This window comes from Micromonospora sp. DSM 43699 (genome assembly GCF_055517075.1).
Window position 1 is genome coordinate 223,985 of sequence record NZ_JBTMMT010000002.1, and the last position, 20,901, is coordinate 244,885.

Consider the following 20,901-nt stretch of genomic DNA (forward strand, 5'->3'; position numbering starts at 1 on the left):
CTCATGGGATGTCGATGGGCGCTTCGTACCACCGCACCGGCGGGTCGCCGGCACGCAACGGGAGGAGGAAGCGGTCGATCTCCCGGTCGGCCAGCTGGTACGGCTGGAACGCGTCCCGGAAGCGCTCACGGATCGCGGCGGAGCGGGCGCCGTAGTCGGCCACCGTGAGCTGCCGCAGGATGGCCTTCTCCGGTTGCAACATGAACAGCAGCCATCCCTGCGCGCCGTGCAGGTAGCGGGAGTGGTCGTGCGGGTAGCAGGGCGCGAAGACGCTGACGAAGCACTCCTCACCCTCCAGCACGAGGTACCACTTCGGATCGGTGACCGTGGCCACGTCCAGGCCCGCCGGTGCCGCGCTGGTCAGCGTACGGATGAGGTGGTCGACGAACGCGCGGAACAGCCGGCCGAGGTCGTCGAGGGACTCGCCGAAGACGTCGGTCGGGAAGGCGAAGACGAAGCCGTCGAGGACGTCCCCGTCCAGGACCCGGACGAAGCGGCGTACCCAGGGCACGGCGGCGTCCATGTTCTGCGCGAACGACAGCGTCCGGTCGTACGCCGGCGGACCCCACAGGAACGACTTCTGGGCGAACGGACAGTACGTCTGCTCCTGCACGGGACGGATGAGCCGAACCGACTCGGCGCAGGACGGGTCGAACTCCACGTCGACGTCCCCGGTCGGGCGCCGCGCCGCCCGCAGCCGGGCCGTGAGCCGGTCGGCCAGGTCGTCGGCGGAGTCGAAACCGGCGCAGGCCGCGAGGATCAGTTCCGGCAGGACAGGGTGCAGCCCGGTGACGTCCGGCCGGGTGCCGGGCGACACGTCGGAGCGGTAGTAGGCCAGCGCCCGCACGACAGTCTGCGCCGGTTGCCGGAGCCGGTCGGGAAGGTCGGCGGGCGGGTGCGGTCCGGCCGTCGGGGCGATCGCGTCCGCCAGGTCGGCGCTTCCCGACGTGCTGGTGAGCGCGTGTTGGAGCACGCAACCGTACTGGTTCGCCAGGCAGAGGGCGATGGCGACGATCTCGACGAGGGAGTCCCGCCGGGCGTGCTCGTCGGTGGCGGTGGTGAACGCCCGCACCTGCGCGGTCAGGTGGTCACCGGGCAGGCCGGGTGCCCAGCACTCGCCGGTGTCGACGACCATGCGGCGGAAAGCGTCCTGGAGGCGTTGGACGTGCAACTTCATCGATCATCCCTTCGCTTGAGGGTCGCGGCGGGGAGCACACCGATGCGGTGCCGGGTCGGCGTCAGCCCAGGAACATGCTCCTGAGGCGCGCACGGGCCACGGACAGTCCGCCCACGGCCAGGACGACGAGATACGCCACGTGCAGCAGCGCGCTCGGCACGGGTGCACCGAGGAAGAACATCCGGGCCAGCTCGACGCCATGGTAGAGCGGCGACAACTGCACCAGCCACTGCAACGGCGCCGGATAGCTGGACAGCGGGAAGAAGGTGGTCGAGAAGAGGAACATCGCGGTCGAGGCCAGGGTCACGTAGTCCAGTTGGGCCTGGGAACGCAGCGTGGTGGCCCAGGCCATGCCGACGGCGGCGAAGGCGAAGGAGACCAGCAACCCCACCGGGACCAACACGACGGCCCAGGGTGTCGAGACCAGACCCATGGCGGTGAGCACACCGAGGAAGACGGTGCCGTAGAACCCGCCGCGCAGGACCGCCCAGCCGACCTCACCGAGGACGATGTCGAGCGGGCCGACCGGGGTGGTGAGCATCGCCTCGTACAGCTTGTCGTAGCGCAGCTTGAAGTAGATGCTCATCGTCTCCGAGATCGCCCCGTTCATGGCGGAGGCCGCCAGCAGCGCGGGAGCGACGAAGTCCACGTAGGGCACCGTGCTGCCGTCGGCCAGCGTCACGTCCGGCACCAGCGAGCGGAAACCCACAGCGACCGCGAGCAGGTAGAACAGCGGCTCGACGACACCGGAGATCAGCACCGCCCAGGCCCGCAGATAGAGCCGGGCCGAGCGCTCGACGATGACCCGGGCGAGACCGGCGTACTCGTCGACCGGCAGTATCCGCCGCAGTACGCCGCGCCGCTGGTGCGGGATTCCCGGGCGGGTCTGGGTGGTCGTCATACGACCAGCCGCCGGTAGAACTGGCGTCGCGCCGCGACGGCACCCACCGTGAGCAGCACGACGAGGTACGCGACGTGCAGGACGGCAGCCGGTGCCGACAGGCCGCCCAGCGTCAGGCCGCGCGCCAGTTCGTTGCCGTGCCACAGCGGGGAGATCCAGGCGATCGGCCGTACCGCGAGGGGCAGCGCCGAGATCGGGAAGAACGTGCCGGCGAACAGGGTCATCGGCAGCACGACGAACCGGTTGATGGCGACCAGGCCGTGCCCGTCCCCGCGCACCGTCGCGGCGTAGGCGGCGACCGGCGCCGCGCAGGCCGCACCGGTGAGGACGGCGACCGGCACCGCGAGTACGGCCCACCCGTCGACCCAGCCGCCGAGGAGGATCCCGATCAGCAGGAAGACGACGGCCCCGATGAGCAGCCGGAGCGTGATCCACAGCAGTTGCCCGGCGAGGAGCTGGCCCGGGGTCACCGGGGTGGCGGTCACCGCGATGAAGTCCCGCTGCCACTGGAAACTCGACAGGACCGGCTTGCCTGCCTCGGCGACTGCCGTGGTGAGGACGGTGCTCACCATGAGTGCCGGCGCGATGTACTGCACGTAGAGGTAACCGCCGGTCGCCGGGCCGGGCTGCACCTGCGAGCCGAAGCAGAGCCCCATCGCGCCGAGGAACAGCAACGGTTGCAGCGCGGAGGCCTGCAACGTGGTACGCCAGCTGCGCCGGTACCACCGCCAGCAGGCCTCGACCCGGAGCGTGGCCGCCCGCCAGACACCGACCACCCGGCCGGTGGCCTTCGGTGCGGTGGCCACCGTGGTCCCCGTCATCGTCAGTCCACCAGCTTTCGGCCGGTCAACCTGAGGAAGACGTCCTCCAGGGAACTGCGCCGGACGAGGCTGGAGACGGGATGCATGCCGGCGGCGGAGACCCGATCGAGGAGGTGCTCGCCGCTGTCGGAATACAACAGGAAACGGTCGGGCAGCGCCTCCACCCGCTCGGCGAGACCTTCGAGGACAGTCCGTTCCATCGGTCGGTCGACGGGGAAACGGAGTTCGAGCACCTCGCGGCTCGAGTACCGGGCGATGAGGTCCGCCGGGGAGCCCTCCGCGACGATACGACCACCGTCCATGACCACCAGGCGGTCGCAGAGCTGCTCCGCCTCGTCCATGTAGTGGGTGGTGATGATGAGGGTGACGCCGGCCTGCTTGAGCTGGTAGAGCCGCTCCCAGAGCAGGTGGCGGGCCTGCGGGTCGAGGCCCGTGGTGGGTTCGTCCAACAGGACCAGTTCGGGGTCGTTGACAAGCGCCCGGGCGATGGTGAGCCGGCGCTTCATGCCGCCGGACAACGGCTCCACATGGTCGTTGGCCCGGTCGGAGAGCCGGGCGAACTCCATCAACTCGGCGGCCTTCTCCGCCACGTGCGCCCGGGACAGCCCGAAGTAGCGCCCGTAGACGAGGAGGTTCTCCCGGACGGTGAGCTCGTTGTCGAGATTGTCCTGCTGGGGCACGACGCCGATCCGGGCGCGGATGTGCGGCCCCTGGGCGTGCGGGTCCATGTCGAGGATCCGCAGCTCACCGCTGGATCGGGGGGAGATGCAGGAGATCATGCGCATCGTCGAGGACTTCCCCGCGCCGTTGGGTCCGAGAAATCCGAACACCTCGCCGCGCTGGACCTCGAAATCGATGCCGCGGACGGCCTCGAAGTCCCCGAAGCGTTTCTGGAGAGCCTTCGCCGACACGACCGGTGACGTCGGAAGAGCAGCATCAATCATGGTGTGGGGAACATCCTCGGATCCATCGCTCCGTGACCAACAGTGGACCTGTTCAGCAGGGCAGATCGGCTTCCGGTCGGCGTCCTGTCCAGGTGTCGACGTGTCGGAATTGCGAATGTCGAGGGCACGCCCACGCCCCATGGCTCTGCCTACCGATGTTCGTCACCCCCCAGTGGTCGGCGTCGCCACGCTACTACAGCGTTCTCCCTGCTCGCAAGCAAGATCATAAATGGACGGAGGGCTCGGTGAGCAGCTCCCGAGGGGGTGCTGAGCTCCGTCGATGGCGTCGGCGCGGGGGTGGCGGACGGGAACAGCCACGGTGCCGGCGATGGCCACCGTGGCTGTTCCTCGACGTCCCGGCGCTCAGCCGAGCGGTCTCCGGCCGCTGTCCCGTGGGGCGGCCGGCGTCAGGGGCGTGACCGTCTCGTCGGTCAGGGACTGGTGCACGAGATGTTGCCGGGCGCCGCGCTGCTGCTCCCGTTGGCCAGGAAGCCGAAGGTGGTCGAGGCGTTCGCGCCCAGGGTGCCGTTGTAGTCGGCGTTGCGGACGCTGATCGTGCCGGTGGTGCCGGTGTTGACGCCGTTCCAGACGTTGGCGACGGTCTGCCCGCCGGCGAGCGTCAGCCGCACCGTCCAACCGCTGAGGGTGGCGGAGCCGTTGTTGGCCACGGTGACCTCACCCTGGAATCCACCGGCCCAGCTGTTGACCAGACGGTACGTCGCGGTGCAGGCACCCGACGGCGCGGTGGTCGGTGGCGCGGTGGTCGGCGGTGCCGTGGTGGGCGGTGCGGTGGTCGGCGGTGCGGTGGTGGGTGGCGCGGTGGTCGGCGGTGCGGTGGTGGGTGGCGCGGTGGTCGGCGGCGTGGTCGTCCCCGGCACCGAGGTGGAGGCGGCGTTGAGGGCGTTGAGCACGGAGGTGTACGCCGGCTTGGGGTTGCTGTTGCGGTCGAACAGCAACGGGTTCTCGTTGCCCCGCCAGGAGTCGCTGTCCCGGATGCCCCAGGTGGTGATGCCGACGCAGCGGGGGACGTTCATGCAGGCCTGGGTCAGGCCCTGGTACTGGCTGGTCGAGGCGTTGGTGACGTCGGCCTCGGTCAACGCCACGTCCACCCCGAGGGCGGCGAAACTCGACAGCGTCTGCTGGAAGTTGCCGGGCAGCGAGCTGCCACCGGTGAAGTGGGTCTGGAGACCGACGCAGTCGACCGGGACACCACGGGCCTTGAAGTCCTTGATCATGTTGTAGACGCCCTGCGTCTTGCCGTACGTCCAGTTCTCGATGTTGTAGTCGTTGTAGCAGAGCTTCACGCTCGGGTCGGCGGCCCGCGCGGTCCGGAACGCCACCTCGATCCAGTCGTTGCCGGTGGACTGGAGGTTCGACGAGCGTCGGCTGCCGTTCTCGGCGAAGGCTTCGTTCACCACGTCCCAGTAGGCGAACTTGCCCTTGTAGTGGGCCATCACGCCGTTGATGTGGCTGATCATCGCGGACCGCAGGGCGCTGCCGCTGAGGCTTCCCCAGAACCTCGGCTGCTGGGCGTGCCAGGCCAGGGTGTGGCCCCGGAACCGCATGCCGCGCTGGGTGGCCCAGTTGTAGATGGCGTCGCCGTTACGGAATTCGAACTGGCCGGGGTTGGGCTCGGTCGCGTCGGGCTTCATCTCGTTGACGGCCGTCATCATGTCGAACTCGCGGCTCGCGATGTTCAGGAAGCCCGAGTCGTTGAGCCGGTCCGCCCCCATGGCGGCGCCGAAGTACCTGCCGCTCCGCTCGGCGGCAGCCTTCAGGGTGGTCCCCGGCGGGCCGTTGAGATCGGCGTGGGCGAATGTCGTCATGGTCACCGAGGACGCGGTGACCAGCAGGGCGCAGATGCCGCCGACGAGCAGCCGGGCGCGGCGGCGGGTACGGCGTTTCGGTGGTGTGGGTACGTCGTTCATGTATGCGTTTCCTCCTCGATCTCTGGCGGGAAGCGGTGCCGTGGAGGGCCGCCCCGGTGGGACGGGCCGCCCCGGAACCCGGGGTCCCATGCATTGCTTGCCACCTGCGCGCCGCCGAGGTCGAGTCCTGTGCTGCCTGGCGCCTAGCCCTTCGGAAGCGGGCAGGGTGCAGCGTTCCCTCGCACAATATATCGAGTTACGTCGATCAGCAACGCGACTTCGGGTCTACCCGCGCGCCGCCCGGTCCTCGATCAACAGGGCGCGACCGGTGTCACCCGGAGGGTGGTCGGAGCGGTAGGGGAGCCGACCGACTGCCCGGCCGCTCAGGTCGCCGCGAGCGGGACCCTGCGCAGAGGACCGGGTCCGCCCCGCACCGGTCTACAGGGCGACGAGTTGCCACTCCTGGTTGGCCCCGGTGCCGGTCGGCCACTGGATGACGTTCGCCCCGTCGGCGGTCGACCCGCCGGACACGTCGGCACACCAACCGGTGCGGACGTTGACCAGCCGGTGGTAACCGCTGCTGCCGGCGGGCACGAGCCTCCACCACTGGTTGTCGCTGTTGGCATCGGTCGACTGCTCCAGTGCCGCGCCCTGGGCGGAGCCGCCGGGGCTGCCGAGCACCTTGCCGCTGTGGGCGCTGCGCAGCCGGTAGGAACCGTCGGGGTTGGGTTCCAACGACCACCGTTGGTTGGCGGCGCCGGTCCAGGTCCACTGGATGACCCGTGCGCCGTCGGCGGTGGACGCGCCGTTGACGTCGAGCACCTTGCCGCTGTTGCGGTTGACCAGCCGGTAGCTGGCAGCCGGGGCGGTCGCGGTGAGGCCCAGGGTGAGCTGGACAGTGGTACCGGCGGGCAGCGTGACGACCCGGGCGTGGTCGCCGAGGGTGGAGGAGGTCACCGTGACACCGGGGGTGGTCGTGACGGTGGCGATGCCCCGTCGGCAGATCAGGCTGATGTCCTGGGTGATCGCCGAGGTCAGGGTGACGGTGGCGGTACGGCTGCCGGTGTCCCAGCTGAGCCGCTGGACGTGGATGCGGTTGCGGCCGCGTACCCCCGTGATGGTGCCCCGGGGGAGTTGGTCGGGTAGCGCGGGCAACAGTTCCAGGACACCCGGCCGGGTGTAGACCAGCGCCTCGGCGAGTACTGCGGGGATGGCGTTGGCGGCGTCGGCGTTGTAGATGTCCAGGTTCGGGTTGTGGGAGGTCATCAGGGACCGGAACACCATGTTCCGGCCGAGGATCTTCAGCAGGTTGCCGTACACGCCGGGGCCGTCCTTGAGGCGGGCCCGGGCCAGGGCGCGGTGCAGGCTGCCGTGGGCCGAGAGGTTCTCGTCACCGCGCAGGTCCAGTGCCCGGCGGGCGGTGCGGACGAGGTCGGGCCGTTGCTCCGGGTTGATCTCGTGCAACGGCCAGGCGCCGTACAGGTGGTGCACGTGCCGGTGGTTGTAGTTGTCGGTCAGGCCGGGCCAGGACCATTCGGCAAGCGCGCCGTCGCCGTTGACGGTGTAGCCGGGGAGCCTGGCCAGCAGCGCGGTCCAGCGTTGCACGCCCTGCCCGTTGCCCTGCTCGACGCCGAGCGTGTTGGCCGCGTCGATGGCGGCCGTCAACGCGTGTCGACCGGCCATGATGTCGCCTGTCGCGTTGATCGCGAGGAGCTGACCGGTGCTGGCCGGCCGGTTCTCCATCGAGAAGGACGGGACGAAGACCACCTTGCCGGCCGAGTCGGTACGGGTGAGGAAGTCCTCGTAGAAGAGGGCCAGCTCGATCAGGGCGGGGCCGAGCTGGTCACGCAGGAAGGCCGCGTCCCCGGTGGTCTGGTAGTACTCCAGCAGCGGGTAGAGCAGCCAGTCCGCACCGCCCGTCCAGCATTGCCCGGGGAAGCCCGTGTCGAAGTGCAGCATGTAGCCGTACTCGCCGTCGGTGCGGCTCGGGGCCAGGAAGCCGCGCGCTCCGTAGAGCCGGCGGGCGTTCTCCCGCCAGTGGGCGAGCTGCCCGAGGACCAGGGTGCGGTACCCCTGCATCGCGTCACCCAGGTCGAGGATGTTCCCGCCCGCGACCTGGAGGTTGATGTTGGCGTCGGTGGTGAAGTCGTCGGCCCAGGCTCCGGTCCAGGTGCCGGTCCAGATCCCGGTGAGGCGCGGCGGCAGGATCCCGCTGGAGCTGACGAAGAGGTACCGGCCCGAGTCGTACAGCCGCTCCAACAGGGCGATGTCGACGACGGAGGGGTTGGCCTTCTGGCGGGCCACCAGTTGACTGGTGGACAGTTGCCGGTCGGCGGCGGAGACGCCCAGGTCGATACCGGAGCGGTCGTACATCGCCTGGTGCTGCGGGGCGTGCCGGCCGAGCAGGGTGGCGTAGTCGACGGTCAGCGCGGCCAGTGCGGCCTGCAACGGCTGCCCGCTCCAACCACCGGCCGTCTCGTACCGGTCGAGCTTGGTCAGCAGCAGGATCCTGGTGGCCCGGGACACCACGAGCGCCGAACCGCTCACCGTGATCGACGCCTGGCCACCGTCGGCCACGACGCGGGTGACCCCTTCGAACCCGTACGCGCCGCCGGACGGATAGGTGCCGCGCACGTCCAGGTACCCGGAACCACCGGCCAGCGTCGCGGAGACCGTGTAACCGACGTTGCCCGGTACGCCGTCCAACCCGGTGTTGACGCGCAGGGTCGCGTCCAGCGTCTGCCCGGCGGCCGGCAGCAGTTCGTGGACGACGACCCGGTCGGCGCGCGAGACGAAGGCGCGGCGTAGCCAGGTCCCCGAACCGTCGGTCCAGGCGTGGCTGACCTCGCCGGTGCGGAAGTCGGTGATCCGGGCGTAGTCGTTTGCCGTCGTCATCGCCGGCGTGCTGATCTGTAGCTCGTGGCCGGGGTGGTAGGTCTGCGTCCAGCGCAGCGCCCAGCCGTTGACGAAGGTCGCCGTGGCCCCGCTGTAGTTTCCGGACATGGCCTGGTCCCGGGCGCGGGAGAGCTGTCCGGAGGTCACCGGCGGCAGCACGCCGCGGGAGCCGTTCGGCAACACGAACCGGTGGTGGTTGAAGATCACCTTCTCCAGTGTCGGCGTTCCGTGGAGCACCGCACCGTACTCACCGTTGCCGGTCAGGAAACCATCGGTCCACGCGGTCGCCGCCGCCGTGTCATGGATCCCCCGCTCGGGCAGCGTGACCTGCGCCGGGACGGCCGCGTCCGCCCGTGCGGGCAGCAACCCACCGGACAGCGCGGCAGCGCCGGCCGACAGCCCCGCGCCCGCGAGCAGTTGCCTGCGCCTGATGGGATGTTCGGAAAGACCCACGCGTCGAACCCGCTGTCTGCCAGGAAACCCGACCCGGATTTCATCGATGACTATCGACTCAATTCGCCGCCATCCTAAGAAGTTTTGTCGATATGTGTCAATGTGTTGTGGGGCGTGTGCGCAGGCCCGCGGGCCGAGGGTGCCGACCGGTGGGGGTCACGGGGTGAAGCTGGCGTAGTAGGACGCCGCCATGTCCTCGTCGCCGTGTCCCTGCTCGGCCGCGCGCCGGAACCGTTCGGCGCCGGCGGCCACGACGTCGAGGCGTACGCCGTGGTCCAGGCCCGTGGCGACGATCAACCGGGCGTCCTTCTCGGCGGTCCCCACCGCGAAGCTCGCCGGTGACAGCCGGCCCTGCCGCACGAGGTCGGTCTTGGTGTGCAGGTAACCCAGGTCGAGCGGGCCGTCCTTGATCACCTCGAAGAAGCGGTCCGGGTCGACGCCGAGCGCCCCGGCCAATGCGAGCAGCTCGGCCGCGCCGTGCGTCACCGTGAGCACCCAGCTGTTAGCCACCAGCTTCAACCGGGTGCTGTCCCCCCGCGCGCCGTCCTCGCCCAGCCACACCACCCGGGCCGCGATCGCGTCGAGCACCGGGGCGAGCCGCTCCCGACCGGAGGCCGGCCCGGCGGCGAGCACTGTCAGTCGACCGGCCTCGGCGGGCTCCCGGGTGCCGAGCACCGGCGCGTCGTAGAAGGCCACCCCGTGTTCGGCGGCGACCCCGGCCAGCCCGGCCACGTCGGCCAGGCTCGCGGTGGTCGTCTGGAGCCAGAGCGCACCCGCCTTCAACCCGGGCGTCGCCTGCCTGATCACGTCGCGGACGGTCCCGCCGTCGTACAGCATCGTGATGATCACGTCGGCGTCGCGTACCGCGTCGGCCGGGGAGGCCGCCACTGTCGCACCGGTCCCCGCCGCCTTGTCCGGCGAGCGGTTCCACACGCGTACGGCATGGCCCGCCCGGACGAGATTGCGGGCCATGGCGGCGCCCATGATGCCCGCGCCCAGAACACCCACGGTCAGTTCATCGGTCATGGACCCATCCTTACCGACGGCGGGGTGGCGGCATCTTCGACACGGCATCTCGAAAGTTTTCCGAAACTCGTTGACACTTTCGAAATGCCGCTGCAATACTCCGAGCGCAGTGACATCAACGCATCTCAATAGATATCCGCCTCGTCAGGTGTGTCCCAGTTCCCAGGAGGACCTGCGCATGATCGCCAGTATCGGTGGCTCCCGCCGCCCGTCCGTCCCCCGAGCATCGCGCCGCACCGTCCGGTTGGCCGCGCTCGTCACCACCGTGGCGCTGGGTGCCGTCGGTCTCGCGGTCGCCGCGACCCCGTCCAGCGCCGCCGCCTGCAACGGCTACGTCGGCCTCACCTTCGACGACGGTCCGACCGGCAGCACCGGCGCACTGCTGTCCGTGCTGCGCGCAAACAACGTCCGGGCCACCATGTTCAACGTCGGGCAGAACGTGCAGGGCAACCAGGCCGCCGCGCGGGCCCAGGTCGACGCCGGCATGTGGGTCGGCAACCACAGCTGGAACCACGCGCACATGACCTCGATGGGTCAGAGCCAGATGCAGTCGGACCTCTCCCAGACCAACTCGGCGATCCAGGCGGCCACCGGTGTCCGGCCGCAGTTGTTCCGCCCGCCCTACGGGGAGACCAACTCGACCCTCCAGTCGGTCGCCTCGTCGCTCGGCCTGCGACAGGTGATCTGGGACGTCGACTCCCAGGACTGGAACGGTGCCAGCGTCGGCCAGATCGTCTCCAACGCCGGCCGGCTCCAGGCCGGCCAGGTGATCCTGATGCACGACGGCATCCAGAACACCCGTGACGCGATCCCGCAGATCGTGGCCAACCTGAACAGCCGCAACCTCTGCCCGGGGATGATCTCGCCGAGCACCGGCCGGGCGGTGGCCCCGGACGGCACCCCGCCGACCACCGGCACTCCGACCACCCCGCCCGGCAACCCGACCACCCCGCCGCCCAGCGGGGGCTGCACCGCGACGGCGACGTACCCCAACGTCTGGGGCGACAGGTACAACACGTCGGTGACGGTCCAGGGGGCCGGCAACTGGACGGTGGTCGTGGCGGTGACCGCGCCGCAGAAGATCACCACCACCTGGAACGGCGCCCCCAGCTGGGACGGCACCGGCAACGTGATGACGATGCGGTTCAACGGCAGTGGCAACACCTTCGGCTTCACCACGATGATGAACGGCAACAGCGGCGCCAGACCGCAGATCCGGTCCTGCACCACGGGCTGATCGCGGGTGGCCCGCCGAGGCCACCGGTACGGCTCGGGTGAGGGGCCGTCAATCCCACCTCGCCGGCCGACCCTCCCCGGATGCAGGATCCGTCGCATCCGGGGAGGGCCGGCCGGCGGTGGTGCTATCCGGGCAGGTGGGGGGTGGCGGCGAACTCGACGAGCTGGAGACGACCGCGGGCATGGGCGTAGCGGGTCAGTGAAGTGTTGGCGATCGGGGTGGTGGCGAGGATCGCGTCGAGGTCGGTGAACGACAGTCCGTCGAGGAGGTGACGCACGGCGACGACCACGGCGTCGTGGGCCACCACCCACACCCGGCGGCCGGCGTGGCGGCTGCCGAGGTCGGCCAGGGCGGCACGGACGCGGGCGACGACGTCGTCGAACGTCTCCCCGTCCGGTGGCCGGTAGGCGTAGAGGCCGTCGGCGGCGAGCCGGGCCGCCTCGGTGGGGAAGCGCTCGGCGATCATGAGGGGCGTCAGGAGCTCCAGGTCACCCATGCCCCGGTCGACCAGCCGATCGTCGAGGTCGGCCGGTGGGTGGGGGACACCGAGGGCGGCGGCGGTGTCCGCTACCCGGGCCCAGGTCTGGCGGGCCCGCAGGTAGGGGGAGCAGACGACGTGCTCCGGGAGCTGGTCGGCGGGCTGCGCCGCGAGCCAGTGGCCGAGCCGGGTGGCCTGCCGCCGGCCCAGCGGGGACAGGTCGATGTCGGCGTCGCGCCCGGTAAGGCCGTGCGCGGCGACGCCACGGGTGTGGGCCTCGGCGAAGGCGACGTTGGCGAGGCTCTGCCCGTGCCGAACGACTGTCAACTCTGCGACGGTGTCCATGGGTGATCCGCGGGCCCTCCGGGCTGCGTCCGAAACTATCGAGTCACACGTCCGAAACTACCGGTTGAAAAACCCGGACATGTCTGCCAGCCTGAAACGCATCGATGTCTGTGAACGTTAACAGGATCTTGGTAAGCCGTACCACCACCCACCACAGGAGGTAGCGACAGTGCGAGGACAGGCATACCACCCCCCGCCCCTGGAACACACCCACGCGGACCGGGTGTCCCCAGGCCTGCGGGGACGGCTGGCCAAGCTCGCCACGGCCGGGATCGCCGCCGCCGTCGTCGGGTTGTTCACCATGACGGTGGCGACGGGGTCGGCGTCGGCTGCCGACAACCCGTACCAGCGGGGCCCGGACCCCACCCGGGCCAGCGTCGCGGCGGTGAACGGCCCGTTCGCCAACACGTCGGTCGCCGTCCCGACCGGATACGGATTCAACGGCGGCAGGATCTACTACCCGACCGACACCAGCCAGGGCACCTTCGGCGCCATCGCGATCTCGCCGGGTTACACCGCGTTGTTCTCCGTCGAGCTGGCCTGGATGGGGCCGTGGCTGGCCTCGCACGGCTTCGTCGTGATCGGCATCGAGACCAACAGCCGCAACGACTTCGACACGGCCCGGGGCACCCAGTTGCTCGCCGCGCTTGACTACCTGACCCAGCAGAGCCCGGTGCGCGACCGGGTCGACCCCACCCGGCTGGCCGTCTCCGGTCACTCCATGGGTGGCGGTGGAGCGCTGAGCGCGGCGCTCCGGCGTGCGTCGCTGAAGGCGGTGGTCGGCATCGCGCCGTACTCGCCGTCGTCCAACCTGGCCAACGACCGGGTGCCCACGATGATCTTCTCCGGGCAGGCGGACACGGTGGTCACCCCGTCCTACGCCACCGGTCTATACAACAGCATCCCGGCCACGACGGAGAGCGCCTACCTGGAGGTCGCGGGCGCCGACCACGGGTTCATGGTCGGCCGGTCGAACCCGGTGCTGATCCGGACCATGCTGCCGTTCCTCAAGATGTTCGTCGACAACGACGCCCGCTACAGCCAGTTCCTCTGCCCGCTGGCGGACAACAGCGGCGTGGTGACCTACCGCAGCACGTGCCCGCTGCTGCCCACGACGCCGACCACCCCGCCGCCGACCCCGTCGGACACCCCGCCGCCGACGCCGACGAGCACCCCGACCACGCCGCCGACCACCGGCCCGCCCGGCACCGCCAGCCTGGTCGTCGGCGCGCAGTCCGGCCGGTGCCTCGACGTGCCCAACGCCTCCCGCGCCAACGGCACCCGGGTGCAGCTCTGGGACTGCAACAGGCAGGCCAACCAGTCCTGGACCTACACCTCGACCAAGCAACTACGGGTGTACGGCGACATGTGTCTGGACGCGGCGGGTTCCGGCAACGGCGCGGCGGTCCAGATCTACGGCTGCCACAGCCAGACCAACCAGCAGTGGAACGTCAACGCCAACGGCACCATCAGCAGCGTGCAGTCCGGGCGGTGCCTGGACGTCTGGAGCACGGCCAACGGGGCGCAGATCCAGCTCTACGACTGCCACGGTCAGACCAACCAGCGGTTCACCCTCACGCCCCTCGCCTGACTCCCGACCGACCCGGCGGACAGGCCCCTGACCCACCGGGTGCGTCCACCGTTTCGCAGGGCCCGTGCCGTACGCCAGCTGGTGACTCCTTCTCAGATTCGGCCGTTCGCACTGCTAATCGAGGTTGGCGGGACAAGCTGTGTCCGGTTTGCGAGGCTTAGCGGGTGCGGAGGGATGATCCCGCGCCACACCCGACGGCCGGGGGGCGGCGTCTGGTGGCCCGTGACCCCGGGGCCATCGGCGATGTGAGCTGGGTCGAACTCTTCGTCGATCTGCTCTTCGTGTTCGCGTTCCTGGCCGTCACCACGCTGATGGGCGAGCATTTCAGCCCTCTCGGGCTGGTCCAGGGCGTGCTCGTGATCCTGCTCATCTGGCACTGCTGGACGCCGTGTGTCTGGCTCGGCAACGTGGTGCACCTCGACCGGGGGGTCATGCCCCCGATCATGCTCGGCATCGCCGCCGCCCTGCTGGTGATCGGGGTCGCGATACCCGAGGCGTTCACCGACCGGCAGGGCGGGCTGCCCGGCCCGCTGGTGCTGATCTGTGGGTATCTGCTGATCCGGGCGACCGCCATGGTCATCCTCACGTTCGTCCGTCACCGGGGCGAGGGTGGACGGCGGTCGGCGGTCGCCGCATGGTTGATCTTCATCGCCGGCGGGCTGGTGCTGCTCGCCTCCGCCCTGGTGCCGCCCCTGCTGCCGGCGACCGTCGATGCCGCACTGGTGCAGGTGGCGCTGTTCGCGTGCGCTCTCCTGATCGACTCTCTCATCCTCGTGGTGGCCAGCAGGGGCGGCTGGCGGGTCGTCTCGCCGTGGCATCTGGCCGAACGGCACGCCCTGATCGTGCTCATCGCGCTCGGCGAGACGATCATCTCGATCGGTGCCAGCGAAGGGCTCGGGGTGGACCGCCCGGTGACCCCCCAGTTGGCCGCCGGGGCCGTGCTGGGCATCATCGTGGTCTTCGCGCTGTGGTGGAGCTACTTCGACCTGGCCAAGGTGATCATCGAACGTGCGCTGCACGCCAGCGCCGGGAAGGACCGCACCAGGGTCGGGCGCGACGTCTACAGCGGGCTGCACCTGCCCATGATCGGCGGGTTGATCTTCTTCGCGCTGGGACTGAAGCATCTCAACACGCACGCCACCCCGGAGAGCGCGCACCCGTGGCCCTCAGCCGGCACCACCATCCTGTACGGCGGCGTGCTGCTCTATCTGGGAGCGCTCGTCGCGGTGGAGTGGCGGGCGGTCCGGCTGCTGGGCCGGGGTCCGCTGACGGGGGTGGGGCTGCTGCTGGCGCTACTGACGGTGGTCGGTCGGATCTCCGAGGTGCAGGCCCTGGTGGTGCTGGTCGTCGCCACCTGCGCGATGGTGGTGCTGGACAACACCGCCTTCCGGCAGCGGCACCGGCAACTCCACGAGTCGGTCGAGTCGAACAAGATCCCCGTCGGGGCGGTCGACCCCCGGGGACTCTTCGTCGACCTCGTGTTCGTGTACGCCTTCATCGAGGTCACCGCGGTGATGAACCGCTTCCCGACCCTGCTCGGGCTCGCCCAGGGCATGATCCTGCTGGCCCTGCTCTGGTGGGCCTGGACGTCGTACACCTGGCTCGCCAACGCGGTCCGGCACGACAGCACGGTGGTGCGACTGAGCACGGCAGGCATCATGACGGCGGTGCTGCTGATCGGGCTGGCGATCCCGCAGGCCTTCGAACCCCTGCCCGGCAGCCTGCCCGGCCCGCTGCTGGTCATCGGGTGTTACATCGCCATCCAGCTCATGCAGGCGTTGATCTTCCGGCAGATCGTCCGGGAGAACGCCGAGCTGCAGGGCGCCCGCAACCGGTTCGGCGCCACGGGGGCGACCATCGTCATCCTGTTGGCGATCGCCGTCGTCGAGTTGACCGCCCCCGACACGGTGACCCGGCACCCCGCCATGACGCTGCTCTGGGTGGCCGCGCTGCTCGTGCAGTACGTCGCCGGTTACCGGGCCGGTGGGCGGCTGTGGCGGATCAGGCTGGTCCGGCACTGGGCCGACCGGCACGCCCTGGTCATCCTGATCGCCTTCGGCGAAGCGGTCCTCTCCGTCGGCGTCGCCATCGACGAGGAACCGATCGCCGCCCCTACCCTGGTCGTCGTCGTCGCGTCCGTCGTCGCCCTCGGCACCATCTGGTGGAGCTACTTCACCGGCATCGACGCTGCCCGGATCACGCTCGCGGCCTACGAGGGGGACCGTCAGGTCCGCGCCGCGCGGGACGCGTACACCTATCTGCACCTGCCGATGGTGGCCGGCATCGTCCTGGTGGCCTACGGCCTGCACCAGACCCTTGCCGCGTCCCAGGACCGCGACAGTGCCCTGCTGGGCCACTACACGCTGTTCCTCGGCGTGGCGTTGTACCTGCTCGGCAACCAGATGTTCTGGCTGCGGATCTTCCGGACCGTCAGCCGTCACCGGCTCATCGGCGCCGGCGTGGTGACCGTCCTGGCGCCGGTGACCGTCGCGCTGCCCTCCGTCGTCTCACTGGTGCTGCTGACCGTCATCGGCGTCGTCTTCGCCGTCGTCGAGGCGGTGCAGGAGGGCGACCCGCGTACCCGGCGGCCGGCCCGGACGTGACCCCGGGGTCCACCGGGCCCGTCGGTGCGCTCTCAGCCCACGGTGCAGGGGATGCCGTTGAGCACGAAGCTGGCCGGCGGCGCGTTGCTGGCGGTCCATCTTCCCTGGATGCCGAAGCTCGCGGAGCCGTTCGCCGCGAGGACGCGGTTCCAGTCGACGTTGCGGGCCGTCACCGTGGCGTCGCTCTGGCTGGTCGTGGCGTTCCAGGCGGAGGTGATCTGCTGGTCGCCCCGGAAGCTGAAGGTGAGCGTCCAGCCGTCGACCGGAGCGGTCGCGGTGTTCTGGACCGTCACGGCGGTGACGAACCCGCCCTGCCACTCGGACTGGTTCTGGTAGGTCACCCGGCAGGTGGACGGCGGCGGGGTGGTCGGCGGGGTGGGCGTCGTCGGCGCGGTGACCGTGTTGGAGGCGATCGACACGTTGCCCACCGCGTCGCGGGCCCGCACGTAGAAAAGGTTGCGCAGCGGCGTCGACGGCGCGAGGGCGACGGTGTACGTCGTCGCCGGCACCGTGGCGACCAGGACCGAGGTGTACCAGCCGTCGAAGCGGTAGACGTTGTAGCCGCTCACCCCGACGTCGTCCGTCGACGGTGACCAGGAGAGCGTGGCGGTGGAGTCGGTCACGTCGCCCAGGGTCAGGTTCTGCGGAGCGCTCGGTGGGGTGGTGTCCGGTCCGGTGTCGGTCACCGGGGTCACCACGGTCACCGTGTCCGACGAGGCGGAGCGGTGGCCGACGACGTCCCGGGCGGAGACCCGGAACGAGTACTGCCGGCCCGCGCGGAGGTAGTTGCTGATCGTGGTGGTGGTGACGTTCCCGACGCTGGCCGCGACGACGACGTCGTCGAAGGCCATGTAGTAGGTGATGTCGTAGCCCGCGATGGCGCAGCAGCCGGGCGTCGCGGCCGTCCAGGTGAGGGTGACCGACCCCGCCCGGACCTGGCTGGCGGTGACGTTCGTGGGCGCGCTCGGCGGGAAGGGCGAGGTGTCCGGCGTGCTGGGCGGCGTCGTGGGTGCCGGGGTCGGCGTGGACGGGGGTGTCGTAGCCGCTCCCGGGAGGGAATCCGCCGCACCGGCGGGCATGGGGGCGACCTCGGGGTGGCTGCCGGCGACCGGCCCGGCGGGCGTCGCGGTGCCGGCACCGGCGGCCGGTACGGCGATCAGCCCGACGCCGAGCATCGCGATCGACGAGACGACGGCGGCCAGCAGGCCGGGCCGCACGCGGCGGCGCAGGGAGGACGAGCGCATGCCTGCCATGGGTCAACGGTGCGACAGCACATCGACGCTTGTCAACAAACTGCACCAGCCGGTGGGTTGGCCCCGGCACCAACTGCGGCGTCAGCGCCGCCGGGTCGGAAACGCCGGCAGGTCGGTGTTCCGGGGCACGGCGTCGTGGTGCTGCTGCGCGACGAGGGTGGCGGTGATCTGGTGGGGCGGCACCGGACGGCCGAAGTGCCAGCCCTGCCCGTTGTCGCAGCCGGTCGCGGTCAGCTGGTGGGCCTGCTGGGCGGTTTCGATGCCCTCGGCGGTCACGACGAGGCCGAGCTTGTGCCCGAGCGACACGACGGTGCTGAGGAAGTCGTCATCCGCGCCGGGGCGGCGGGCCCCCGGTCGTCGGGTCGGTTGCGTCGACGGACGGGTCAGGCTGGCGTCGAGTTTCAGACCGTGCAGGGGGAGGGAACGGAGGTTGGCCAGGTTGGCATAGCCGATGCCGAAGTCGTCGATGACGATCCGGACGCCGAGTGTCATCAGCGCGGCGAGGGTCTGTGTCACCGGGTCGGTCAGGTCGATCACGGCCTGTTCGGTGACTTCCAGGTGGAGCAGGTGCGGTGGCAGGCCGGTCCGGTCGAGGATCTGTGCCACCGCCCCGGCCAGGCCGTTCTGGTGGAGTTGGCGTACCGAGACGTTCACGCTCACGTACAGGCCGGGTTGGATCCGTTGCCAACGGCTGGCCTGCCGGCACGCCTGTTCCAGCAGTTGGCGGCCGAGCGGCACCACGAGGCCGGTGCGTTCGGCGAGGTCGATGAACCGGCCGGCGGTCAGCAGGCCGAGTTGGGGATGCCGCCAGCGGGCCAGGGCTTCCACCCCGGCCAACTGCCCGGACCGGAGCGCGGCGATGGGCTGGTAGGCGGCGGTGAACTCGCCCCGGCGCAGCGCCGCCGGCATGGCCGCCGACAGCCGGTACCGGGTGGCGTCGGCGTTGCTGCGGTCCTGGTCGAACTGGCGCAGGGTGGCCTTCCCGTCCGCCTTGGCCCAGTGCAGCGCGATCTCGCTGGCGCGCATCAGGGTCGCGGCGCCACCGTCGGCGACGGTGCCCTCGGCCACTCCCGCGCTCGCCGTCAACGGCACCTCGGTGCCGTTGACGCGGAACGGGGTGGCGAGCGCGGCGAGCGCCTGATCGGCGATCTTGGTGGTGTCCTCGGCGCAGGTGGTGTCCCGGACCAGGATCGCGAACCGGTCGCTGTCCAGCCGCGCCACCAGGTCGATCCGCCGGTCGGTGAGCGCGTCGAGCCGGTCGGCGATCTCGCGGAGCAACAGGTCACCCACCTGATGCCCGAGTACGTCGTTGACCGCCGCGAAGTCGTCGACGTCGAGGCAGCAGACCCCGACCCGGCCGATCGGCACCTCGTCGGCGGACAGCCGTCCCAACTGCTCGGTGAACAGGGTCAGGTTCGGCAGTCCGGTCAACTGGTCGTGGGTGGCGAAGCGACGGAACCTGGCCTCGCTGACCCGTAGCGCCTCCTCGGCCCGGGTGCGGGCGGCCAGCGCGGCCAGCCGGACGGTGTCCTGGGCGCGCAGGCTGCGATCGTGTGCGGCCGCCGCGAAGCCCGCCGCGAGTTCCGCCAGCAGGCCGTTCAGCCGGGCGGTACGGGTGGGGTCGGCGGCGATGCCCAGGTCGCCGGGCAACCGCGAGCCGATGACCGCGATCGTCCCACCGAGCGCCTCCGGCGCCCCGAAGCCGGCCGCCACCAGATCGGCGCCGATCCGTTGCCCGTCGCCGGGTTCGCCCGGTGCGGCGAGGATCGCGGCGACCACGCGGTCCGCCAGCCCGGCCACGATGCGGTGCCGCTGCTCGGCGCTGATCGGCACGTAGTGGGCCCGGTGCAGGGCCGTGGCCCATGCCGTGACGAACTCCTCGACGCCCGGACCGCTCCGGTCGTCGACCCCGTCGGCATCGGGCCGGTCACTCACCTGCGGCGTCCGACTCCGACATAGAAACTCATCCGCTCCGGGTGCTCCCCGACCTCGGCCGGTGACTCGGGACGCCACAGCGGTGACCACACCACACCGGGGTCCACCAGGTCGAGACCGGCGAAGAAGTCCTCCACCTGAGCGCGGGTGCGGGCGGTGACCGGCGTGTTCGTCCGGCCACTGAGCCGGGCGCCCTCGCCCATCTCGTCCGGCCGACTGTCGGTGGTGACGTGGCTGATCGCCACGCAGCTACCCGGGGCCAGCGCCGTCCACAACCGCCTGATCAGCCCGTACGGGTCGTCGTGGTCGGGAACCGCGTGCACGACCGAGACGAGCAGCAGCCCGACCGGCTGGTCGAGATCCAGCAGCCGACGGGTTTCCGGGTGGTCCAGGATGACCTCCGGATGACGCAGGTCCTCGAGTAGCGCGACCGCGTTCGGCTGGTCGGCGAGGATGTGCGTGCTGTGCGTCACCGCCACCGGATCGATGTCCACATAGACCACCCGGGTGTCTGGATCCACCTGCTGGGCGATCTCGTGCACATTGCCCACCGTCGGAATACCGGACCCGATGTCCAGGAACTGCCGGATCCCCTCGTCGAGCATGAACCGCACCGCCCGGTGCAGGAACTCACGGTTCGCCCGCGCGACCAGGCGGAGATCCGGCACCGCCGCCAGCGCCTGCCGGGCGAACTCCCGGTCGACCTCGAAGTTGTGCGACCCCCCGAGCCAGTAGTCGTAGGCTCGCGCCACGCTCGGCCGGCTGAGATCAACATCTGCTGGCGCCCACTCCGGCCGTTCCATCGCTGCCCTTCCCCACCACCACAGGTGACGTGACCGCCGCCACTATAAACGGAACTCTCCCCTGCCGCACCGCACCGAGATCAGGACGCCCGCCCCGCAGGTCCACTGACGCCGCCGCCGTCCGTCCACACGGTACAGACAACGGGGCTCTCCTGCTCCGGAGCGGCGGCCGGCAGCCGCGGTCCGGCCACCGCGGCCTTCCTTTGCGCCCGCCAGGTACGTGTCCACCGGTCGGCCCGTGCCGACCACGTCTCGGCGACCGCCTCGACCAGGCCGTCCTTGTCGCCGAAGAGGTGGTAGTCCTTGTCGCCGAAGAGGCGGTAGATCGTGGGCGCCCGGACCCGCGCCCGCTCCGCGACGCCCCGGGTCGTGACTGCCCGGGCGCCGCCCCAGGTGACCAGCCGCCGCCGGTCGATGCCACGTCCGGTATCCGAATCCATGCTCACGCTCCTTGCCCGGTCGACGAGTCGTGCGCTGGCAGTGATGCGCTCTGCTCCATCCCCGCAGTCAAGACGCACGGACGTCGCGGTGGCGTATGCGTTCGAGAGTGACGACGGTCACAGGAAAGTGG

The 20,901-nt window shown here is 70.5% G+C and carries 15 protein-coding genes; 3 read left to right on the forward strand and 12 right to left on the reverse strand.

Going from position 1 to position 20,901, the window contains the following annotated elements; all coding sequences use genetic code 11:
* Position 1: 1 nt before the first annotated feature.
* The 7 genes from AC0AIB_RS02325 to AC0AIB_RS02355 all read right to left on the reverse strand — a co-directional run bounded on the left by AC0AIB_RS02325 (position 2) and on the right by AC0AIB_RS02355 (position 10,085).
* Entirely contained in the window at positions 2–1,177 is a 1,176-nt protein-coding gene (locus tag AC0AIB_RS02325) for a hypothetical protein (protein ID WP_465095892.1), read from the reverse strand.
* A gap of 61 nt (positions 1,178–1,238) precedes the next feature.
* Positions 1,239–2,078 (reverse strand): ABC transporter permease, encoded by an 840-nt coding sequence (locus AC0AIB_RS02330; RefSeq protein ID WP_465095893.1) that lies wholly within the window; start codon positions 2,076–2,078, stop codon positions 1,239–1,241.
* Complete coding sequence (locus AC0AIB_RS02335; RefSeq protein WP_328341935.1) at positions 2,075–2,899, reverse strand: ABC transporter permease; 825 nt, start codon at positions 2,897–2,899, stop codon at positions 2,075–2,077. Before AC0AIB_RS02335 ends, AC0AIB_RS02330 begins: the two co-directional genes overlap by 4 nt.
* 2 nt (positions 2,900–2,901) lie before the next feature.
* The gene (locus tag AC0AIB_RS02340; protein ID WP_465095894.1) at positions 2,902–3,843 is read right to left on the reverse strand and encodes an ABC transporter ATP-binding protein; all 942 of its coding nucleotides are present in this window, start codon (positions 3,841–3,843) and stop codon (positions 2,902–2,904) included.
* Positions 3,844–4,274: 431 nt separating this feature from the next.
* Entirely contained in the window at positions 4,275–5,771 is a 1,497-nt protein-coding gene (locus tag AC0AIB_RS02345) for an endo-1,4-beta-xylanase (protein ID WP_465095895.1), read from the reverse strand.
* 378 nt (positions 5,772–6,149) lie between these two features.
* Positions 6,150–9,059 carry a glycosyl hydrolase family 95 catalytic domain-containing protein gene (locus AC0AIB_RS02350; protein WP_465095896.1) on the reverse strand — a complete coding sequence of 970 codons (2,910 nt, stop codon included), beginning with the start codon at positions 9,057–9,059 and terminating at the stop codon, positions 6,150–6,152.
* A 156-nt stretch (positions 9,060–9,215) separates the two neighbouring features.
* Entirely contained in the window at positions 9,216–10,085 is an 870-nt protein-coding gene (locus AC0AIB_RS02355; RefSeq protein WP_465095897.1) for an NAD(P)-dependent oxidoreductase, read from the reverse strand.
* A 178-nt stretch (positions 10,086–10,263) separates the two neighbouring features.
* Between AC0AIB_RS02355 and AC0AIB_RS02360 the strand changes: the two genes are divergently transcribed.
* Entirely contained in the window at positions 10,264–11,322 is a 1,059-nt protein-coding gene (locus tag AC0AIB_RS02360; RefSeq protein WP_465095898.1) for a polysaccharide deacetylase family protein, read from the forward strand.
* 124 nt (positions 11,323–11,446) lie between these two features.
* Here AC0AIB_RS02360 and AC0AIB_RS02365 read toward each other — a convergent pair whose 3' ends face one another.
* On the reverse strand, positions 11,447–12,145 hold the full coding sequence (locus AC0AIB_RS02365; protein ID WP_465095899.1) for a histidine phosphatase family protein: 699 nt from the start codon (positions 12,143–12,145) through the stop codon (positions 11,447–11,449).
* Positions 12,146–12,314: 169 nt separating this feature from the next.
* On the opposite strand from AC0AIB_RS02365, the gene AC0AIB_RS02370 reads away from it, so the two are divergent.
* Both AC0AIB_RS02370 and AC0AIB_RS02375 read left to right on the forward strand, forming a co-directional pair.
* Entirely contained in the window at positions 12,315–13,736 is a 1,422-nt protein-coding gene (locus tag AC0AIB_RS02370) for a poly(ethylene terephthalate) hydrolase family protein (protein ID WP_465095900.1), read from the forward strand.
* 215 nt (positions 13,737–13,951) lie between these two features.
* Complete coding sequence (locus AC0AIB_RS02375) at positions 13,952–16,339, forward strand: low temperature requirement protein A (protein ID WP_465095901.1); 2,388 nt, start codon at positions 13,952–13,954, stop codon at positions 16,337–16,339.
* Positions 16,340–16,371: 32 nt separating this feature from the next.
* Here AC0AIB_RS02375 and AC0AIB_RS02380 read toward each other — a convergent pair whose 3' ends face one another.
* From AC0AIB_RS02380 to AC0AIB_RS02395, 4 genes are all read right to left on the reverse strand, one after another.
* Positions 16,372–17,592 carry a cellulose binding domain-containing protein gene (locus tag AC0AIB_RS02380; protein WP_465095902.1) on the reverse strand — a complete coding sequence of 407 codons (1,221 nt, stop codon included), beginning with the start codon at positions 17,590–17,592 and terminating at the stop codon, positions 16,372–16,374.
* A gap of 81 nt (positions 17,593–17,673) precedes the next feature.
* Complete coding sequence (locus AC0AIB_RS02385) at positions 17,674–19,527, reverse strand: putative bifunctional diguanylate cyclase/phosphodiesterase (RefSeq protein ID WP_328341954.1); 1,854 nt, start codon at positions 19,525–19,527, stop codon at positions 17,674–17,676.
* Positions 19,524–20,330, reverse strand: coding sequence for an SAM-dependent methyltransferase (locus tag AC0AIB_RS02390; RefSeq protein WP_328341956.1), 807 nt, complete (start codon positions 20,328–20,330; stop codon positions 19,524–19,526). Before AC0AIB_RS02390 ends, AC0AIB_RS02385 begins: the two co-directional genes overlap by 4 nt.
* Before the next feature lie 80 nt (positions 20,331–20,410).
* A complete protein-coding gene (locus AC0AIB_RS02395; protein WP_465095903.1) occupies positions 20,411–20,770 on the reverse strand; it encodes a TetR family transcriptional regulator in 360 nt (119 codons plus the stop codon).
* Positions 20,771–20,901: the final 131 nt, after the last annotated feature.